The sequence below is a fragment of the Amycolatopsis sp. cmx-11-51 genome (genome assembly GCF_047608665.1).
Classification (GTDB): Bacteria; Actinomycetota; Actinomycetes; order Mycobacteriales; family Pseudonocardiaceae; genus Amycolatopsis.
Map to the genome: position 1 here is coordinate 76182 of NZ_JADNQO010000019.1, position 20530 is coordinate 96711.

15 protein-coding genes are annotated in these 20530 nt (G+C 68.7%); 5 read left to right on the top strand and 10 right to left on the bottom strand.

Annotated elements, in window-relative coordinates; genetic code table 11:
• Positions 1-2: 2 nt before the first annotated feature.
• Positions 3-986, bottom strand: a complete 984-nt coding sequence (locus ACM6LU_RS35385; RefSeq protein WP_414942211.1) for a 5-dehydro-4-deoxyglucarate dehydratase — start codon at positions 984-986, stop codon at positions 3-5.
• A 45-nt stretch (positions 987-1031) separates the two neighbouring features.
• Positions 1032-2537, bottom strand: a complete 1506-nt coding sequence (locus ACM6LU_RS35390) for a sodium:solute symporter family protein (RefSeq protein ID WP_414942212.1) — start codon at positions 2535-2537, stop codon at positions 1032-1034.
• Between the two features lie 159 nt (positions 2538-2696).
• Between ACM6LU_RS35390 and ACM6LU_RS35395 the strand changes: the two genes are divergently transcribed.
• Positions 2697-3503, top strand: a complete 807-nt coding sequence (locus tag ACM6LU_RS35395) for an IclR family transcriptional regulator (protein WP_414942213.1) — start codon at positions 2697-2699, stop codon at positions 3501-3503.
• A 33-nt stretch (positions 3504-3536) separates the two neighbouring features.
• The gene (locus tag ACM6LU_RS35400; RefSeq protein ID WP_414942214.1) at positions 3537-4361 is read left to right on the top strand and encodes an NAD-dependent epimerase/dehydratase family protein; all 825 of its coding nucleotides are present in this window, start codon (positions 3537-3539) and stop codon (positions 4359-4361) included.
• Between the two features lie 363 nt (positions 4362-4724).
• Here ACM6LU_RS35400 and ACM6LU_RS35405 read toward each other — a convergent pair whose 3' ends face one another.
• The 7 genes from ACM6LU_RS35405 to ACM6LU_RS35435 all read right to left on the bottom strand — a co-directional run bounded on the left by ACM6LU_RS35405 (position 4725) and on the right by ACM6LU_RS35435 (position 16178).
• On the bottom strand, positions 4725-5696 hold the full coding sequence (locus ACM6LU_RS35405; protein WP_414942215.1) for a peptidylprolyl isomerase: 972 nt from the start codon (positions 5694-5696) through the stop codon (positions 4725-4727).
• A 1257-nt stretch (positions 5697-6953) separates the two neighbouring features.
• On the bottom strand, positions 6954-8393 hold the full coding sequence (locus tag ACM6LU_RS35410) for a M1 family metallopeptidase (RefSeq protein WP_414942216.1): 1440 nt from the start codon (positions 8391-8393) through the stop codon (positions 6954-6956).
• A 115-nt stretch (positions 8394-8508) separates the two neighbouring features.
• A complete protein-coding gene (locus tag ACM6LU_RS35415; RefSeq protein ID WP_414942217.1) occupies positions 8509-12411 on the bottom strand; it encodes a Pls/PosA family non-ribosomal peptide synthetase in 3903 nt (1300 codons plus the stop codon).
• 244 nt (positions 12412-12655) lie between these two features.
• Positions 12656-14125 (bottom strand): ribosome biogenesis GTPase Der, encoded by a 1470-nt coding sequence (gene der, locus ACM6LU_RS35420; RefSeq protein ID WP_076167974.1) that lies wholly within the window; start codon positions 14123-14125, stop codon positions 12656-12658.
• A 3-nt stretch (positions 14126-14128) separates the two neighbouring features.
• Positions 14129-14803 (bottom strand): lysophospholipid acyltransferase family protein, encoded by a 675-nt coding sequence (locus ACM6LU_RS35425; RefSeq protein ID WP_414942218.1) that lies wholly within the window; start codon positions 14801-14803, stop codon positions 14129-14131.
• Positions 14800-15504: a (d)CMP kinase gene (gene cmk / locus ACM6LU_RS35430; protein ID WP_414942243.1), complete on the bottom strand. Its 705-nt coding sequence runs from the start codon at positions 15502-15504 to the stop codon at positions 14800-14802. The genes ACM6LU_RS35425 and cmk overlap by 4 nt, the downstream gene beginning before the upstream one ends.
• 95 nt (positions 15505-15599) lie before the next feature.
• A complete protein-coding gene (locus tag ACM6LU_RS35435; RefSeq protein ID WP_414942219.1) occupies positions 15600-16178 on the bottom strand; it encodes a TetR/AcrR family transcriptional regulator in 579 nt (192 codons plus the stop codon).
• 91 nt (positions 16179-16269) lie between these two features.
• On the opposite strand from ACM6LU_RS35435, the gene ACM6LU_RS35440 reads away from it, so the two are divergent.
• The 3 genes from ACM6LU_RS35440 to ACM6LU_RS35450 are packed head-to-tail and all read left to right on the top strand — an operon-like array spanning position 16270 to position 18363.
• Positions 16270-16662 carry a DUF4267 domain-containing protein gene (locus ACM6LU_RS35440; protein ID WP_414942220.1) on the top strand — a complete coding sequence of 131 codons (393 nt, stop codon included), beginning with the start codon at positions 16270-16272 and terminating at the stop codon, positions 16660-16662.
• A gap of 15 nt (positions 16663-16677) precedes the next feature.
• Complete coding sequence (locus ACM6LU_RS35445) at positions 16678-17160, top strand: cation:proton antiporter regulatory subunit (protein WP_409495087.1); 483 nt, start codon at positions 16678-16680, stop codon at positions 17158-17160.
• Positions 17161-17166: 6 nt separating this feature from the next.
• The gene (locus ACM6LU_RS35450) at positions 17167-18363 is read left to right on the top strand and encodes a cation:proton antiporter (protein WP_414942221.1); all 1197 of its coding nucleotides are present in this window, start codon (positions 17167-17169) and stop codon (positions 18361-18363) included.
• 167 nt (positions 18364-18530) lie between these two features.
• Here ACM6LU_RS35450 and ACM6LU_RS35455 read toward each other — a convergent pair whose 3' ends face one another.
• Positions 18531-20399, bottom strand: a complete 1869-nt coding sequence (locus tag ACM6LU_RS35455; protein ID WP_414942244.1) for a Xaa-Pro dipeptidyl-peptidase — start codon at positions 20397-20399, stop codon at positions 18531-18533.
• Positions 20400-20530: the final 131 nt, after the last annotated feature.

Here is a 20530-nt window from a genome sequence, read left to right on the forward strand (position 1 = left end):
CTTCAGGCACCGGCCCCGACGGACTTGAGGACGGCGAACCCGTCGTCGACGATCTTCTCCAGCCGGGCGATCTGGTCGGCGGTGGGCTCGACCAGCGGCGGCCGGACCGTGCCGACCTTGTCACCGCGCGACCGCGCCGCGGCCTTGACCAGCGACACGGCGAAGCCCTGTCCCTCGTCCCGCAGCGCCACCAGCGGCAGGTAGAACCCGGCGAGCAACGCCTCCATGACGGCGTCGTCGTTCTCCACGAGGGCGCGGTGGAAGCGGGCCGCGATCTCGGGGGCGAAGCAGTGCACTGCGCTGGAGTACCGCGCCACACCGATGGCGGCGTACGCGCGCGCGGAGACCTCGGCTGTGGGAAGACCGTTGAAGAACAGGAAATCCCGGGCCCGATCGCTGTCGACGGAGCGGATCGTGGTGATAATCCGGCTCATCAGTTCGACGTCGCCGAAGCCGTCCTTGAGACCGACCACCGACGGGATGTCGAGCAGTTCCACCGCGGAGTTCGGGGTGAACACCCCGGTGGAACGGTGGTAGACGATCACCGGGATCGAGGAATCCCCGGCGGCGTACCGGACGTGGTCGACCAGCCCGGACGGCGGGCCGGTGACCAGGTAGGGCGGCAGGAGGAGGACGCCGTCCGCGCCGCCCGCCTCCGCCGCCGCGATCCCGGCACGGGCCGACGCCGCACCGCCGCCTGCCCCGACCCATACGGGCACGCGCCCGGCGACGACCTCGCGAGCCTTACGCAGGATCGCTGCGTGCTCGTCCGGGGACAGCGAGCTGAATTCGCCCGTACCGCAGGCGACGAACAGCGCGCCGGCTCCGGCGACCACGTGGCTCTCGACGTTTTCAGCGAACGCGTCGAGGTTCAGTTCCAGCCCCTCGGTGAAGGGGGTCAGCGGGAACGCCAAGAGGCCGTCGAGTTCGATCTGTGCTGATGAGTTCTCGGCGGGAAAGCGTGCCTCGAACTTGGGCTGTGCCATGGATTTCTCTTTCGTCTTTGTGGTTGGTCCCGGGTACGGGCCCGGTCAGGCGGGCACGGTGGTGCCGTCCTGCGACTTGCTGGGTGTGACGTCGTCGTCACGGTCGATCGTGTCGATGATCTCGTCGGTGGTGGCCTTGCGCTCGGGCATCAGGTGGCCGAGTCCGATGAACAGCGCCAGCGAGACCAGGATCGGGGTGGACACGGTGACCGCGAGGGTGGCGTTGTAGCCGTAGTAAGCGATCGCGTAGGCGATGAGACCGCCCGCCCACGAGATCAGCGCCGCGCGGGAGCCGGAGCGGCGGAACGCCGGGAGCATGCCCAGCAGCAACGGTACCGAGATCGGGCCCATCAGCGCCGCGACCCACAGCACGACGATACCGAGCACACCGCCGAGTTTCTCGGCCTGCGTGGCGACCGCCATGGTCAGCACGACGAAGACCACCGTCGAAACGCGCGCGGCGAGCAGCCCCTGTGCTTCGGTGAAGCTACGGGCCTTCTTCCACAGCACCGGCATCATGTCGCGGGTGATCACCGCGGAGATCGCGTTGGCGTCCGAGGAGACCATCGCCATCGTGTGCGAGAAGATCCCGGCCAGCACCAGCCCGACCAGCCCCGGCGGGAGGAACGTCGTGGTCATGATCGCGTAGGCGTTGTTGGGGTTCGCGATGTCCGGGATCAGCAGCGGGGCGGCGAACATCGGGAACATCATCACCAGTGGCCACACCAGGTACAGGATCGAAGACAGCCGCGCGCTGCGCCGGGCTTCGAACGTGTTCGGCGCGGCCATGTAGCGCTGCGCCAGGTTCCACATACCGCCGTTGTACTCCAGCGTCTTCACCAGGACGTAGACGAGCAACACGACGGTGGTGAACTTCGAGGTGGTCGGGTTCAGGTGGGCAGGCGGGAGGTCTCCCCACACGGTCCACAGGCCGGAGACGCCGCCGAGTTTGTCCAGCACGACCCACAGCATCACGATCGCCGCGATGGCCTGGATGACGAACTGGCCGAAGTCGGTGAGCGCGTCGGCCCAGAGACCGCCGACGGTGCAGTAGATCAGCGTGATCGAACCGGTGATGATGATGCCCCAGGTGTAGGGCACACCCGCGAAGACGTTGAGGATCGTCGCGACCGCGAACCATTTGGCCGCGATGTCGAAGATCTTCAGGAGGCTGCCGCTCCAGGCCAGCGCCTGCTGGGTGGGCACGTTGAAGCGCTTCGCCAGGTACTCCAGCGGTGAGGAGACGCCCAGCTTCGAGCGCAGGCGGTTCCACCGCGCGGCGAACAGCCAGCTGCCGATGCCGACGCCGATGCTGGCCATGCCCCAGAAGTAGACCGTGATGCCGTCGGTGTACGCGACGCCCGCGTACGCGACGAAGAGCACCGCGCTGTAGCCGGACATGTGGTGGGAGATCCCGGCCAGCCACCACGGCATCTTCCCGCCGGCGGTGAAGAAGTCACTGACCGTGTTGACCCGGCTGTGCGACCACAGGCCGATCACCACCATCAGCACGAAATACGCGGACACCATGATCCAGTCCAGCAAATGCACCGCTGACTCCTCTCCGCGTCCACGGTGATGTGATCCAGCCCGACATGTTCACATCCATGAACGGATTCTGTTATAGTGATTATGTTCATCCATAAGAACGCTGTTCGGGACGCTAATATGGCCGAGGTCACTAGTCAACGGCCGGATGGAGGAGCGCGGATGCCACAGCAGGAAGCCGCTGTCACGGTGGCGAACGGTGCGTCCGAGCCCGCCGGGGTCAAGTCGGCACGGCGGGCGATCGACCTTATCGAGACCTTCGCCGCGAACGACGTCTGGCTTTCCCTGTCGGATCTCCACGCGCGGACCGGTTTTCCCAGGTCGAGCCTGCACGGACTGCTCCGCACCCTGCTCGAAGCAGGCTGGCTGGAAGTGGACACCAACACCGCCCGCTACCGCCTCGGCGTACGCGCGCTGATCTGCGGCACGGCCTACCTCGACCGCGACCCGGTCGTCCCGTTCGCGACCGAGGCGCTGGAGCGGATCCGGGAGAAGACCGGTTTCACCGCGCATTTCGCGCGCCGCGAGGGCACCGACGTCGTCTACCTGGAAACACGGGAGTCACGGCACTCGACGCACCTCGTCTCCCGCGTCGGCCGCACCCTGCCCACCCACGCGACCGCGCTGGGGAAGGCTTTACTGGCCGAACTGACGCACGACGAGATCGACGGACTCCTCACCGGGGAGTTGTCGGCGCTGACCCCGAACACCATCACCTCGGCCGAGTCGCTGCACGCCGAATGCGCGAAGACCCGCGAGCGCGGCTACGCGTCGGAAATCGAGGAAGGCAGCCTCGGCGTCCGGTGCGTCGCGGCCGTGATCCCGTACCGCATCCCTGGCACGGACGCGATCAGTTGCTCCATGCCGGTCACCGAAGTCACCGACGCGGACGCCACACGCGTCGGCGAACTCCTCGCCGAAATCACCGCGGAACTCGGCCAGCAACTGCGCCGCGCCGGTATCCGTTGATCATTCCCGTTTCTTCACTGACAAGGGGTACTCATGGCAGACCAGCGCGTCCTGATCACCGGCTCGGCGGGCATCGTCGGCACCCTGATGCGGCCGCGGCTGCGCCGCTCCGGGCGGGTGCTGCGGCTGCTCGACCTGGCCGCGCAGCCCGAAGCCGCGGGAGGTGAGGACGTCGAGCTGATCGTCGCGTCGGTGACCGACCCGGAGGCGATGGCCAAGGCGTGCGCCGGTGTCGACGCGGTGATCCACCTGGGCGGGCACAGCCGGGAGCACTCGTGGGAAGCCACGCTCGACGTCAACATCAACGGCACCCACACCGTCCTCGAAGCCGCGCGGGCGGCCGGTGTGCCGCGGGTGATCCTGGCTTCCAGCAACCATTCCGTCGGTTTCCGTCGCAACGACGAGGCAGGCGAGAACGGCCTCCCCGCCGATTCCACCCCCCGCCCCGACACCTACTACGGCGTCAGCAAAGCGGCCATCGAAGCACTCGGCAGCCTGTACCACTCGCGGTTCGGCATGGACGTGATCGTCATCCGGATCGGCTCGTGCTTCGAAGACCCGCTCGTCCTTGGTCCGCGCGGCCTGATGACCTGGCTCTCCCCCGACGACGGCGCCCGCCTGTTCGAGGCGTGCCTGAGCTACCCCTCCCCCGGCTACCGGCTGATCTGGGGCGTCTCCGACAACACGCGCCGGATCTACTCGCTCGCCGAAGCCGAGGAACTGGGCTACAAGTCGCTCGACAACGCGGAGACCTACGCCGATCAGCTGGCGGACAAGCCGGCGCCGACCGGCGTGGCGGCGGAGTACGTCGGCGGGCCGTTCTGCACCGCTCCGCTGGGCGCTTACAACCCGCTCTGACCCAAGCCTCGTGAGTGGTAGGGACGGTTGAAGCGGACCGGTATGTGCCTACCCACGTGTGACCAGGATCGGCACGAGGTTTCACCGGTCTCGGACCTGATCAACGGAGGATCGGGGACGTTGAGTGTCCCCGATCCTCCCCACTCAGTCCCTCCTGTATCACCTTCCTGGCTCGAGACTCAGTATGAGTCCGGTGGCAGTGTTTCGATGACTGTCAGGGTTGACGATGGGAGGAATCGGGACCCGTGCGCCCGCCCACACTCACGAGGGCCACCCGATCAGGGCCTCGAGCGCGGTGATCGAAGTCAGTAGGTAGGCAAACCGGTCCAACAGAACCGTCCTTACCACTCACGAGGTGGCCACTCAGCCGACCGCGATGGACTGGAACGTCACCGGGGTCTTCGGCGGCCCCGTCCCGTCGCCGGGTCCCTTCGCTTCGTCCACGCCACCGCGCGCGACCTCGTCCAGCACCTGCAGTCCCGCGTCCGAGATGCTCCCGAACACCGTGTACTCCGCAGGCAGTTCCGCTTGACCGAAGACCATGAAGAACTGGCTGCCGCCCGAGTTCGGCGCCTGTGTCTTCGCCATGGCGAGGAGCCCGCGGCCGTACTTGAGTTCCGGGAAGACCTCGTCCGGGATGGTGTACCCCGGCCCGCCCATGCCGGTGGCTGCCGGGTCGCCGCACTGGAGCATCTGGAGCCCCGACGTGCCGAGCCGGTGGCACGAGGTGCCGTCGTAGTAACCCTGCTGCGCCAGCGAAAGGAAGTTCGCCACGGTGCACGGCGCGAGCCCGCGGTCCAGTGTCAGTCCGATCTCACCCGCGGTCGTCTTGACCGTGGCCGCCGTCGTGCCGGACGCCGGGGTCGGGCCCGCCGCGGGCGGGGTGGCCTTCTTCGGCACCTCGCCGCTGGAGCTCGCCGGATACGCGCAGTCGGTCGGATCCGCCAACGGCGTGGAGCGCTTCGGCAGCGGAATCCGGCCCGCGGGGATCTGCACCGGGCTCCGCGTCGTCGTGTCCTGGGCGCTCGACGTCGGAGCCTGCGACGAGGACGCGACCGCGCTCTCGCCCTTCGAGTCCGACAGGAAGAACCCCGGCGCCACGAATCCGGTGATGGCCACGACGGCCACCACCACGACCAGTCCCAGCACACCCAGCCCGACCCAGAGCGCCGTCTTGTTCGACGACGGCGGCGGCGGCTGTTGCGGCGCGCCGTACCAGCCCTGCTGCTGGTACGGCTGCTGCGGATAGGGTTGCTGCTGGTACGGCTGCCCCTGCGGGGGCCCGGAATCGGGAACCTGGCCTTCGGGCTCGCCCGACTGCGGCGGCTGGGACATCTGTGCTCCTGTCATCCGGCGGAGGAAGTGCAGAAACACTCTCACGTACCACATGCGGAAGTCAGGGCATCCCCCGCGGCGCGCCGTCCCCGTTCGCCGGGACGGGCCGGATCTCGAGGTCGGGCCCGTCGCCCCGCGCGGTGCACGACGGCCCCCTCCCCGCGCCTCAGGTCGATCTGGACGTCTCCGCCTGCCCCATCGGTCGCGGACGGTGTCGTACGCAGTCACGAGTTCAGCGGCGACCTCCTGCGGCTCCGATCTCAAGCGGCTCGGCAAAGTCTGCAGGACAAGGATTCCCTCGGCGGTGTATCGACCGTTCCTCTCGAGCGTGCCGGCGTACTGCCTCCGCGCGAAATGGAAGTCATACGAGTCGATTTCCCACGCAAGACGGACTTTCCTGAAGTAGCCATCGGGAGTCCCGACGTAGCGACCACCGGAATCCCTCAGTTCGTGATTCCACAGCGGTTCCGGGAGACCGGTCCGGCGCCAGACAGCCATCGCGTCGATTTCCGCGACCGAACGCCCCCCTCTGAGGACGTCACGCAGGACCTCACGGGGCATTGCGCTACCTCGATCACTGCCTGCTTCGAGTTCCCGGATGAGGGCCTCGGGATTCAGCCCGCCTCGGTGAACGGCCTCGATCAACAACGCTCGAACCGGGTCGTGCGCGGCAAACCTACGACATTCATCGAGAACCGCCCGGACGAGTGGAGCCATGGCCACTCCGTCGACGATCACTGGGCGAGGCATTCGAGTAGTCCGCTCTACGAGCACATACCTTGCGCTGCTGACCTGGCAAGAAGCGGGCACCAGCAGATGAACCCGGTCAGCCGTGCTCCGCGGCCCCCTCAAACCTTGACGGCGGCAAGCTTCGAGACCGGTGACGATCGCTTCCGACCCGCCACAGAGCAGAGCTGCGTCGACCATCTGGCGGCGAGTCGGCCGCCCCGAGCCGAGCAGCAACACTCCGGGCAACAACCGCTGCCAGGGCTGCCCAGGTCGGCAACGCCGGTAGCAGGTTCTCTTCGAAACGCCGAACTCCACCAGCCGCGCGACAGTGATCACGCCGTCGCGGCTCAGCTTGTAAAGGCCCTCGTGATCGCGAGCCCATTCCCCAGATCGCACCCCAAGATCATCGTCAGCGACACGTACCCCTCACCAGCACTGATTCGTTCCCTGTGGACAACTCGCCACACCAGCCCCATTGTGGACAACTCAAGACATGCCCCCAATGTGGCATTGGGGGCATCCGGACCTTTAGACCAGCGGAGGCAGCGCTGGAGCGTCAGGGGCGGGAAGCGGAGGCAGCGCCGGAGCGTCCAGCCAAGCTTCGAAGAAGGCGTCCAGCGAGCGACCAGCGAAGCGTTCAGCCAGCGCGACAAAAGCAGCAGTGGTCACCAAACCGTGCCGGTTCTCCACCGCCCAGGCCTTCACCAGCGGGAAGAACACCGCACCGCCGACGGTACAACGCAAAGCGTGCAACAACAGGCCGCCGCGTTTGTACACCCGCTCGTCGAACATCCGCGAGACGCCGGGGTCGGCGAGACGCAGATCCGCGGGCTTCGCCTTCATCCGCGCGTGCCACGTCTTCGCCAAGGTGTGGGCGCTCTGCTCGCCGGATTCCTCGGACCAGAGCCATTCCGCGTACGTCGCGAAGCCCTCGTTCAGCCAGATGTGCCGCCAGTCGGCGACGGTCAGGCTGTTGCCGAACCACTGGTGCGCCAGTTCGTGCACGACGAGCCGTTCGTGGGTGCGCCGTCCGTCGACGTGGTTGGCGCCGAAGATCGACATGCCTTGGGCTTCGATCGGGTCGTCGAGGTCGTCGTCGGTGACGACGATGACGTATTCACCGAAGGGATACGGCCCGAAAAGCCGTTGCAGCGAGTCCATGATCCGGCCCTGCCGCCCGAAATCGTGCTCGAAGGGCCGGCGCAGTCGCGGCGGCACGGCGGCCCGTTGCGGGACCGAAGTGACCACGGAGCCGCCGTCGAGGTTGATCCGATACGCGGCGGCTTCGGGGTGCGAGAGCCAGCCGGGTTGGGGGCCGGAGACCAGTTCGACGTCGTCGTACCGTCCTGTTTGGACGCTCATCAGGTAGGTCGCCGTCGGCTCTGGCCGTTCGAAGACCCACGTCGTGGTGCTCGCGCGCTCGTGCCGCGACACCAGGTCCCCGGTGATGGCCACGAGATACGGCGACGATGTCGTCAGCGCGACGCGGTAGGTCGCCTTGTCCGCCGGATGGTCGTTGCACGGGAACCAGGACGGGGCCCCGACCGGCTGGCTCGCGACGAGCGAGCCGTCGGTCAGTTCGTCCCAGCCGATGTCGCCCCACAGCCCGGAAAGCGGGCGCGGGTTGCCGACGTAGAAGACTTCCGTCAGGAACTCGGCCCCGTCGGGCACCGACTTCGCGGGTTTCACCTGCAGCTTGTGCCCACGCCGCAGGTACTTCGCGGGTTTGCCGTTGACCAGCACCCGGTTGATCCGGAAGTCGCCGAAGTCGAGTGTGAACCGCGACAGCGCCTGCGTCGCCTCCGCCGTGATGGCGGCGGAGGCCGACAGCCGGTTGGGACCGATCTTGTAGTCCAGCTCCAGATCGTAGTGCCGGACCCGGTAACCGCCGTTACCGTGATGGGGCAGATAGGAGTCGCCGGAGGTGTCCGCGCCGGGCGAGGGCTGCGCGGAGGCCTTCGAAATCACCCGCGAAGAACCCCGCTTCCCATCTTGTCTGTTGATGAACCCGCGGCCGTGATCGACGGCGGGTTCACCCGCACGGTCACCATTCCGAACACACCTCAGCTCCGCCGACAGTCCCCTACTTCGTCCAGGCCGAGATGGGATTTCCCAGCCAGCGCGAGTCGGCGGGAACCGCGTCGCCCCGGGTCACCAGTGACCCCGGTCCGACGGTCGTCCGCGCGCCGATGCTCGCGCCAGGCAGCACGATACCGTGCGACCCGAGCGTCGCTCCCTCGTCCAGGGTCACCGGCGACATCGTCATGATCCGATCGTGGAAAAGGTGCGTCTGCACGACACAACCGCGGTTGATCGTCGCGCCGTCACCCAAGCTCACGAGGTCCGACTCGGGCAGCCAGTACGTCTCCAGCCACACACCGCGACCGATCTTGACGCCCATGGTGCGCAGCCACGCGGGAAGCAGCGGCGTGCCGCCTAGCGAACCGATCAGCCAAGGCACGGCGAGCGCCTCGACGAAGGTGTCGGCGAGTTCGTTGCGCCAGACGAACGAACTCCACAGCGGGTGGTCGACCGCGCGGAACCGGCCGACCAGCAGCCACTTCATCGCGGTGGCGGTCAGCGCGGCGACGGCACCGGCGGCGAGCAGCAGCGGCCCACCTAGCAGCAGCGCGACCAAGAAGCCGTAGGACCCGGCCAGCGCGAGGATCCCGGCCGCGACCAGCACGGTCAGCGCGACGCCACACATCACCGGCACGATCCGGCACAACTCGACGAGCGCGCGGGCCGCCTTCAGCCGCAGCGGCGGCGTGTAGGTGCGGCTCGTGTCGGATTCGCCGACCGACCGGCGGACCGGCAGCGGCGGCATCCCGAGGTACGACGAGCCCTTTTTGGCCTTCAGCGGAGCCGACGACAGCACGCCGACCAGACCGCGTTTCGGCACTGAATGACCGGGCGCGGCCATCCCCGAGTTGCCGAGGAACGCCTGCTTGCCGATCCGGGCGGGCGCGACGTGCAGCCAGCCGTGGCCGAGTTCGTAGGTGGCGACCATGGTGTCGTCCGCCAGGAACGCGCCGCTGTCGACCTGGGTCATCTTCGGCAGCGCGAGGACGGTGGACGCCTCGACGTTGCGGCCGACCTTCGCCCCGAGCAGCCGGAGCCACACCGGGGTGAACAGGCTGGCGTACAAGGGGAACAGCCCGTCGCGCGCCATGCCCATCAGCCGTTCGGTCGCCCAGACCTGCCACGCGACGCTGCCGTGGACGGGGTGGTAACCCTCGACCATGCCGATGCTCAGCGAACGGACGCCGACGAGCACGAGCACGGCGTAGCTCAGGAAGTACGCGACGGTGGCCAGCGGCGTGAACAGCAGCGCCTGGCCGAGCGCGGCGCCCAGCGAAGGAGTGCCTGCGATCGCGTAACCCAGCACCGCGACGGCGGGCAGGGCGGCGACGGCGGGCAGGAGGCCCAGTGCGACCGAGGTCGCGCCGTAGACCGAAGACCAGAACCGCGAACGCGGCGGGCGGCTCGGCGGCCACTTCAGCGCGTCCTTGGCGGCGCGGGCGGCGGGAGCACCGGCCCAGCGCTGCCCGGCGGGCACGTTGCCGCGGACGGTCGACCCGGCCGCGATCTCCGCGCCCTTGCCGATCCGCGCGCCGGGGAACAGCGTGCTGCGCGCGCCGATCCGCGCGTCGGCGCCGATCCGGATCTTGCCGATGTGCACGAGGTCGCCGTCCACCCAGTGCCCGGTCAGGTCGACCTCGGGTTCGATGGCGGCACCGCGGCCGAGCTTCAGCATGCCGGTGACCGGCGGCGGCGAATGCAGGTCGACGTCCTTGGCGATCCGCGCGCCGAGAGCCCTGGCGTACGTCGTCATCCAGGAAGCACCCGCGACACTGTCCGCGCCGCTGAACTCGGCGATCTTCTCGGCCGTCCACAGTCGCAAGTGGACACTCCCGCCACGCGGGTAGCTGCCGGGACGGACCCCGCGCAGCAGCAGCCGCGCACCGGTCGCGGAGATCGCGATCCGGCCGGCCGGGCTGAACAGCGCGACCCACGCGACGGCGATCCACGCCCAGTGCAGCGTCGGCGCCCAGGTGAAACCGGCCAGCGACAGGATGTTCGACAGCGTCGCGGCGATCGTCGTCCAGCGCAGGCCGACCAGGCCCATCAGCGGGATCATCAGCAGCGACTGGATGATCCCGGCCTTGCGCGGGGTCGGCGCGATGTCGCGGCGTTCGGTCTTCTCGCCGCTCAGCGCGTCCAGCAGCGTGGCCAGCGCGCCGAGCTTCGGGTTGGCATAGATGTCGTTCACCGACACCTGCGGGTGGCGGGTACGGATCCGCGCGATCAGCTGCGCGGCGGTCAGGCTGCCGCCGCCGTTGGTGAAGAAGTCGGCCTTCGGATTGCCGACCGAGACGCCGAGGATCTCCGCCCAGCCTTCGGCGAGCCAGCTCTCCGTCGGCGACAGGCCCGATTTGGCGGCGTCCACAGTGGACAGCGGCCAGGGCAGCGCGTTGCGGTCGACCTTGCCGGAGGTACGCGTCGGCAGGTCATCGACCAGCGCCAGCAGCGGGACGAGCGCCGCGGGCAGCTGCTCGCGCAGCCTGGTCGCGGCCTCGTCGTGATCGAACTTCGTGCCTTCGGCGGGCACGACGTACCCGACGAGCACCTGGTTACCGGCCTTGGTGCGGCGGATCGCGGCGGCGGCGCCCTGCACTCCGGGCAGCGCCTGGAGCGCGGCGTCGACCTCGCCGAGTTCGATGCGGCGGCCGCCGAGCTTGACCTGCTCGTCGAGGCGGCCGAGGAACAGCAATCCTTCAGCCTCGGCGCGGACCATGTCACCGCTGCGGTAGGCGCGGCGCCAGCCCAGCGACGGCAGCGGCGCGAACTTCTCGGCGTCCTTCTCCGGGTCCAGGTAGCGGGCAAGGCCGACACCGCCGATGACCAGCTCGCCGGTCTCCCCCATCGCGACCGGCTCACCGGCCTCGTTGACGACGGCCAGCTGCCAGCCTGCCAGCGGCAGGCCGATGCGGACGGGTCCTTCGCCGATCATCTGCGCGGCGCAGGCGACGACGGTGGCCTCGGTCGGGCCGTAGGTGTTCCAGACCTCGCGACCCTCGACGGCGACGCGCTCGGCCAGTTCGGGCGGGCACGCTTCGCCGCCGAAGATCAGCAGACGGACGTCTTCGAGCGCGTCGGCGGGCCACAGCGCGGCCAGCGTCGGGACGGTCGAGACGACGGTGATGCCCTGCGCGACCAGCCACGGGCCGAGGTCGACACCGGTCCGCACCAGCGAACGCGGCGCCGGGACCAGGCAAGCGCCGTGACGCCAGGCGAGCCACATCTCTTCACAGGACGCGTCGAAGGCGACGGACAGGCCCGCGAGCACGCGGTCACCGGGGCCGATCGGCTCCTCGGTGAGGAAAAGCCGCGCCTCGGCGTCGACGAACGCGGCGGCCGAGGCGTGCGAGACCGCCACGCCCTTCGGCTTACCGGTCGAACCCGAGGTGAAGATGATCCACGCGTCGTCGGTCGGCGCGGGAGAGCCCTCGATGCCGTTGGGTGAGCCGAGCACGGTGATCACACCGCCATCGGAGACGACGGCGGCGACCTCGGCCTCACCGAAGACCAGGTCGGCGCGCTCGTCCGGGTCGTCCGCGTCGACCGGCACATAGGCGGCGCCGACGGACAGGACGGCGAGGATGGCGATGTACAGCTCCGCGGTGCCGGAGGAGATCCGGACGCCAACCCGGTCACCGACGCCGACGCCGTTGGCGGTCAGCTTGCGGCCGTAGGCGTCGATCTCCTCGACGAGCTTGCGGTAGGACAGCGTGGTCTCGCCGTCGTCGATCGCGCCCGCGTTGGGATGGCGGGCGGCGGTCTCGGCGAGGAGGTCGGTCAGGGTGCGCTCGCCGGCACCGAGGCCGGACCAGAACAGGGCGCGGTCGGCGATGGGGGCGGGTGACGGGGCGACGGTGATGTCGGCGACACAGGCGATCGGCCGGGAATCGGCGGTCAGCGTCATCGGGACATCACCACGGGCAAACCAGAACCATGGGCGCGCAAGCCCATCACACCTTTCACGAAGTGCGTCATTCGGGCTCGCTCTTCGAATGAGGCGCCCGCTAGTCAGACCATTCAGTTTACCGCAGTTGCCCGACATATCTCGGCGAGGTCTCGGCAGAGTGTCGAAACTCACCGGGGACACGCCGAAGACCGAGGTCATCGACGTGTCCGCCTGGTGAACTATTCACCTACATGGTGAGAAATCAGCGGGTCTTCGGTTTTCCTGCCGCTTTTCCGCCGACCTTAGGCCTCTGCTTCTTTTCGCGTACTCGGACATTCACCCGGACGGGGCTGCCTTCGAAGCCGAAACGCTCACGGAACTTGCGTTCGATGAATCGCCGATAGCCGGCCTCGAGGAAGCCCGTGGTGAACAGGACCAGCGTCGGCGGCCGAATGCCGGCCTGGGTCGCGAAGAGCACCTTCGGCTGCTTGCCACCTCGGACCGGCGGCGGGGTCGCGGCGATGAGGTCGGCGAGCCAGCCGTTCAGCTGACCGGTGGGGACCCGCTGGTCCCAAGACTTCAGCGCGGTCCGCAGCGCGGGCGCGAGCTTGCGCACGGAACGCCCGGTGAGCGCGGAGATGTTGACCTTGTCCGCCCACGGCACCCGGACCAGGCCGCGGTCCAGTTCCCGCACCATGGCGTGACGACGGTCCTCGTCGACGAGATCCCACTTGTTGAAGGCGAGGACGCAGGCGCGGCCCGCCTCGACGACCATGGTCAGCACCCGCAGGTCCTGCTCCGAAAGGGGTTCGGCGGCGTCCAGCAGCACGATCGCGACCTCGGCCGCGTCGATCGCGGTCTTGGTCCGCAGCGACGCGTAGTACTCCGCGCCATTGGCCGAGTTCACGCGCTTGCGCAGGCCCGCGGTGTCGACGAACCGCCAGATGTCGCCATCCAGCTCGACCAGCGAGTCGACCGGGTCGACCGTGGTACCGGCGACCGAGTCCACGACGGACCGCTCTTCGCCGGAGATCTTGTTCAGCAGGCTGGACTTGCCCACGTTCGGCTTGCCCACCAGCGCGACCCGGCGCGGGCCGGCGGTGGCGCGGTCGCCGTCACGCGGCATCGTCGGCAGTGCCTTGACGATGGCGTCGAGCAAGTCACCCGAACTACGGCCGTGCAACGCGCTGACCGGATGCGGTTCGCCGAGGCCGAGTGACCACAGCGACGCGGTGTCGGCGAGCAGGCGGTCGTCGTCGACCTTGTTGGCGACGAGCAGCACCGGCTTCTTCGAGCGGCGCAGCACCTTCGAGGCGGCCTCGTCGGTCGCGGTCGCGCCGACGCTGGCGTCGATGACCAGCAGCACCGCGTCGGCGGTGGCCATCGCGATCTCGGCCTGCGCGGCGACGGAGGCCTGCAGCCCGGTCGCGTCCGGCTCCCAGCCGCCCGTGTCGACAAGGGTGAACCGGCGGCCCGCCCAGAAGGCGTCGTAGGCGACGCGGTCCCTGGTCACGCCGGGGACGTCCTGTACGACCGCCTCGCGACGGCCGAGGATGCGGTTGACCAGGGTCGACTTGCCGACGTTCGGCCTGCCGACGACGGCGAGGACCGGCTGCGCGAGTTGCGCCTCCTCCTCGGCCTCGCCGGCGGCGATCTGCGCGTCGAGCGCGGTGAATTCGGACTCGTCGGACCAGGAGCCGTCGATCTCGCCGACTCCGTCAAGCTCAGACATTCGTTACTTCACATTCTGTCGCGTGTCTTGGAGCCCGTGCTCCAAGCGCCATTCGTCCAGTGCCTTCACGAGATCCGCGAGCGCGATGCGAAGCCGCTCGGTTCCCTCCTCCAGCCCTGTCCTTCCCTTCCCGATCGCGGGAGTGAAAGGTTCGCCGACCATGATGTCGACGCGGGGCCGCCAGCGCCTCTTGGCACCAGCGGGTCTGTATGTCCCCCGAGTGGCGACCGGAACCACGGTCGCGTTCCCGGCGCGGACCAGGAAGGCCGCGCCGCGCTCGAAGTTTTCGGCGTCACCGAGGCCGCGGGTGCCTTCGGGAAAGATCCCGACCGCACCGCCGTCCTCGAGCACCTTGACCGCCATCATCAGCGGTTTGCGGTCCACCGCCCCCCGTTTCACCGGGATCTGGCCCAGTTTCGGGAAGAACCAGCCGACGAAACCCGTGAAGAGTTCCGCTTTGACCAGGAACGCGGTGCGCCGCGAGAACATTCCGAACAGCAGCTGCGGTTCCACCATCGAACTGTGGTTGGCGACGAACACCACCGGACCGGACGACGGCACGCGGTCGCGGCCGTGCACCCTGACCCGGAACGCGGGCCGGACGATGAACTTCGAGATCCCCCGGCCGAAGGCGTGCAGCGGGCCGCTCGCGCCCTCGGGCAGGCCTTTCGCGCTCACCTGGCGGCCTCCGCGGGGCAGCCTTCGAGCAGACCGCGGTGCAGCGCCAGCTCCGCCAGCGCGACGATCACCTGGTCGATGTTGAGCTGTGAGGTGTCGACCTCGACGGCGTCTTCGGCCGTGCGCAACGGTGACGCGGCCCGCGTGGAGTCCAGGTGGTCACGCCGCTCCACCGCCGCCTTCGCGACGGCGTGGGTGGACTCGCGACCGGCGGCCGAGTCCTGCGCGCTGCGGCGCGCGGCACGGACCTCGGCCGAGGCGGTGAGGAAGATCTTGAGCGGGGCGTCCGGTGAGACGACGGTGCCGATGTCGCGGCCTTCGACCACGATGCCGCCGACGCGGCCGAGCACCTCGTCGATGATCTCACGCTGCCGGGCGACCAGCAGTTCGCGGACGGCGGGAACGGCCGAAACCGGCGACACGGCGGTGGTGACGTCCGCGCCGCGGATCTCGGCGGCGACGTCCTCGCCGGACAGGGTCACGGTCGCTTCGTCAGGGCTGGTCCCGATGCCGAGTTCAGCCTTCCGGGCGACGTCGGAGACCGCGTCCGCGTCGGCAAGGTCTGCCCCGGCGCGCAGAACGGCGAGGGTCACCACGCGGTACATCGCGCCCGTGTCGAGGTAGCCGGCGCCGAGCTTCGTCGCGAGCTTCCGCGAAACCGTCGACTTCCCGGTACCGGATGGGCCGTCCATCGCGACCACACCACGCAGGGCTCCCGCCACCGGAACACTCCTCTGACTCATCGTCGTCGCTCACCTGATCGACGACCATTCTGCCTGGTGGCGAACGGCCCGCCTCAGCCGCCCACGGCGAACCGGTCGACGAGCATGCCGATGCGTTCCGCGCGCGCGTGCGGCGGCAGCCGTCGGCTGCGCTCGAGGGTGACCAGGCCGTGCAGGGCGGCCCAGAAGGTCTCGGTGTAGAGGGCGGGATCGTGCTCACCCGCCGCGGGGCCTGCGCATTCGAGCAGGGCGCCGAACGCGTCCCGCAAGGGGGCGGGGCTGTCCGCGCTGGCGAACGTCAGTTCACTGGCGAGGGTGAATATCGCGTCGTAGAGCGCGGGTTTACGGTCGGCGAAGTCGAAGTAGTTCTCGGCCAGCCGCAGAAGGGCGCTACGCGAGTCCTCCGCCATCCCGGCACCCTTCCGCAAGTCCACGGCCATTTCGGCGCACCCTTCGAGGGCCGCGGCCGCCATGATCGCCCCTTTGCCGGAGAAGTGGCTGTAGAGCACCGGCTGGCTGTACTCGATCTTCGCCGCCAGCCGCCGGGTGGTGACCGCGTCCCAGCCCTCGTCTTCGGCGATCTCGCGGGCGGTCGTGACGATCAGCTGTTCGCGTTGCGAGCGGTCCCGCTCACGCCGGGGGTTCGTGACCATACGTAAACACTAGCATCGCTAGACAATCTAGCATCGCTAGCGCTAACGTCCACCGTGTTCCTAGCGCTGCTAGCTTCTGGAGTCGGAGACCATGACCAGGATCAAGATCGCTTACACCCTGTCCGCCGCTCTCGTGCTCTTCGTCCTTTACTTCGGTACCGGTTACGTGTTCTTCCCGCAGACCCAGACGGGCGGCTTCGGGCTGCCCGTGATGCCCTCCGTCGGCGACCCGATCCTCGCGGTCAAGGGTGTCCGCGACATCGGCACCGCGCTCGTGCTGCTCGCGCTGCTCCTGTTCCGGAACGCCCGCGCGGTGGGCTGGGCGCTCCTCGCGCTGGCGTTCATCCCGGTCGGCGACATGCTGATCGTGTTGACCCACAACGGGGCCGTCGGCGCCGCGTTCGGCATCCACGGCGCGACGGCGGCGGTGATGGTGCTGATCTCGGCGCTGTTCCTCGTCCGCCCCGCCCAAAACGGACAGTGAGTTACTGTTGACAGCGTGAACGTCGAAGTGACCCCGCTCCCCGGCATAGGCGTCCGCAAGGACTTCGCCACTCGCAACGGACGCCGCGTAGGCGTCGTGACCCATCGCGACGGGCATGTCGAGCTGATCGTGTCCAAAACGGACGATCCCGACGCCTGCCTGGCCTCACTTCCGCTCAGCACCGACGAGGCCGGCGCGCTGGCGAATCTGCTCGGCGCGCCCCAGCTCGTCGCCCAGCTCACCGAGGAACACCGGGACCTGCCAGGGATCAACACCAAGCAGCTCCCGATCAAGTCGTCGTCGCCGTTCGACGGCCGGACGCTGGGCGACACCGCCATGCGGAGCCGGACGAGCGTCTCGGTCGTCGCGGTGATGCGGGCCGGTCAGGTTCACCCCTCCCCCAACCCGGACTTCAACCTCACCGCGGGCGACGTGCTCGTCGCGGTCGGGACGTCCGAGGGACTCGAAGCCGCCGTCAAGATCCTGAAGTACGGCTGATCGCGGATGGATCACACCGCACTGTCCTTGATCGAACTCGGGGCGGTCTTCTTCGGGCTGGGCGTGTTGGGGCGCCTCGCGGGGAAGATCGGAATGTCCCCGATCCCGCTGTACCTGATCGGTGGCCTGTGTTTCGGACAGGGCGGGCTGATCCCGCTCGGCGACATCGGTGACTTCACCCACCTCGCCAGCGAGATCGGCGTCGTCCTCCTGCTTCTGCTGCTGGGCCTGGAGTACTCGGCGGCCGAACTGTTCACCGGGCTGAAACGCTCGTGGATGGCGGGGCTCGTCGACATCGTGCTCAACGCCGCGCCGGGTGCGATCGTGGCACTCATCCTCGGCTGGGGGCCGATCGGCGCGATCGTGCTGGCGGGCGTCACCTACATCTCGTCGTCCGGGATCATCGCGAAGGTGCTCGGCGACCTCGGGCGGCTCGGTAACCGGGAAACGCCGGTGGTGTTGTCGATCCTGGTGTTCGAAGACCTGGTGATGGCGCTTTACCTGCCGATCCTCACCGCGGTGCTCGGCGGTGTGAGCTTCCTCGGCGGCATGAAGGCGGTCGGGATCTCGCTGATGGTGATCACGGTCGTCCTGGTGATCGCGCTGAAGTTCGGCCGGTACGTCTCCGCGGCGGTGGACAGCCCGGACCGCGAGGTGTTCCTGCTCAAGGTCCTCGGCGCGGCACTGCTGGTCGCGGGACTCGCCTCGGCGATGCAGGTGTCGGCCGCGGTCGGCGCGTTCCTGCTCGGCATCGCGATCTCGGGTTCCACGGCGGAGAACGCGACGCATATGCTGGAACCACTGCGGGATCTCTTCGCCGCCGTGTTCTTCGTCGTGTTCGGCCTCAACACGAACCCCGCGTCGATCCCGCCCGTGCTCGGCTGGGCGGTCGTGCTGGCGGTGGCGACCACGCTCACGAAGGTGGGCACCGGCTGGTGGGCCGCGTGGAGGCAGGGCATCGGGAAGATGGGCCGGGCGAGAGCCGGGGCCGCGCTGGTCGCCCGAGGCGAGTTCTCGATCGTCATCGCCGGGCTGGCGGTGGCGGCGGGAGCGGTGACCGCCGAACTGGCGGCCCTCGCGACGGCCTACGTGCTCCTGATGGCGATCCTCGGCCCGACAGCCGCGCGGATCGTCGAACCGGTGGCCCGCGCTCTGCAGCGCCGTCCCTTCGGCTCGAAGAGCCCCGCCTCCCAGACGAGCTGAATCTCTCTCACGTGTTCCCTAGTGTCGCGTGATCCTGCAGGTCTTACCCGTGATCAGACGGCGATCTCCGGAGATCGCCGCCCAATCACGCGTAATAGCCGTCTGATCACGCGAGATCGCCGTCCGAGGAACGAAACCCAACGTCAAGCAAGCAGGATCACGCGACACTAGCCGCGCTCAAGCCCCGAAAGGGTGGCCGGAGCGATCTGGACCGGAGCCGCCGGAAGCGCGGCCGGAACAGCCGACGGACCCGAGCCCGCGACCGGCAGAGCGAGCGACGTCTTACCCAGGTCCACCGTGATCTTCGGGTACCGTGACGGCCCGCCGATGAACGATCCGTCCGTCCCGCCGATGATCAGCGCGAGCTGATGTCCTTGCGGGACAACGTGATCCGTACTCGCCAGCCGGAACGTCATGGTGTACGGCTGCCCCGGCGTCAGCGGTGATTCCTGGCTCAGCGAACGGTGGTTGGCCAGGTCGGCCCAGCCGCGGCTGATGATGTTCAACCCGACCGAAACCGCGTCGGTGCTCGTGTTCAGGTAGCAGGCGTCGTTGCCGGAAGCGCTCGATCCCCAGCACGACTGCGTCATCTCGTTCTTGATGCCTTCCTTCGGCCCGGTGTAGTTCCGGATGGTCGCCGGGCCGTAGTCCACCAGGATCGCCGAGAGCCGCGCGGTGGACGTCGACGGCGTCGCGGTCACGGTCACCTTCGCCGTCCCGGAGACGTGGAAATCCTTCGCGAGAGCGCCGGTGCTGAACAGCACGCGCCCGCCGGAGGTCTCCGTCGGTCGTGCCGCCCAGCCGTTCGACGTCTGGCCGGAGGAGTCCGTGAACGAAGCTGTGCCCGTCCCGGCGGTCGTGCCGAGCGTGCCGACGCCCGGAGTGCCGCCGGACGCGGGGCGCAGGGTCACCGCGCTGCCCGCCGGCCAAGCCGCCTGGTCCACCCAGACGTCCGGAGCCCGTTCCACGCTCGCACCCGGCGTCTTCTCGATGCCGTTGTCGACGCCGAGCAGGTAGTGGTCGAACCACTTGTGCAGGGTGTCGACCCACGCCGAGCGCCGGTAGTCGAACGGGTCGACGTGACCGGCCTGCGTCAGCCACACCTTGCGCTCGACCTTCAGCGCTTCCCACCACTGCCCGAAGTTGATCGTCTTGACGTTGAGGTCGCCCAGGCCGTGCGAAGCGAGCACGCTGGCCTTCACCTTCGAGGCGCTCTGCATGTGGTCGCGGTCGAGCCAGAACGAGTTGTAGTCGCCGTTCGCCGTCGCGCCCTCGGTGAGCTTCCGGTTCGCGGCGCTGCAGTTCTGGCCGCCGTTGCGCTGGGAGACCGTCTGCGCCAGCCCGGCCGGGCTGCCCTGGCGCAGGCTCGCGCCGTCGGAACGGTAGTAGTCGTACCAGGAGCTGATCGCGCCGATCGGCACGATGGTCTTGAGCCCGTCGACGCCGGTCGCGGCGACACCGTTGGCGATCGTGCCGTCGTAGGACTTCCCGATCATGCCGACCGCGCCGGTCGACCACGTCGCGTGCGTCTTGGCGGATCCGGTCGCCGTCAGGTAGCCGTTGGCACGGCCGTTCAGCCAGTCGACGACCTTGCGCGCCGAGTTGACGTCCGAAGGCCCGCCGACGTCGGTGCAACCGCGGGATTTGTTGGTACCGGCCAGATCCACCAGGACCACGGCATACCCGCGAGGGACGAAGAAGTTGTCGTAGTAGAGCGGGAACCCGACCGGCCTGCCCGCCGGGTCGTAGGTCTTGAGTTCGCTCTCGTTGCCCCGCCCGCAGCACGAGTAGTACGGGCTCGCGTCCATGATGACCGGGACCTTCTTGCCCTGCGCCGCCGGTTCCTTCGGGCGGATGATGTCGGCGGCCACCCGGTCCGAGCGGCCGTCTCCGTCACCGTCGAGCCCGATGTCCACCCAGGCCGTCTCGCGGACGGCCTGGGCGAAATCGTAGACCGGTTCGCTGCCCCGCGGTTTGGCGGCGGCCTGCGGCGCCACGACCACGGCCGCGGCGACCGCCAAAATCCCTGCCAGCACAACTGTTTTCACGGTTGAGCCCTTCCCCGTCGGCTGAAAGCCCGTCAGGAAGAGCTAAACGCGATGCTTACCCGCGCAGTAGAGCGGAAAGTCTTACAGTCAGGCGCAGCCTGTCCGTTGAGGGTGGTGGC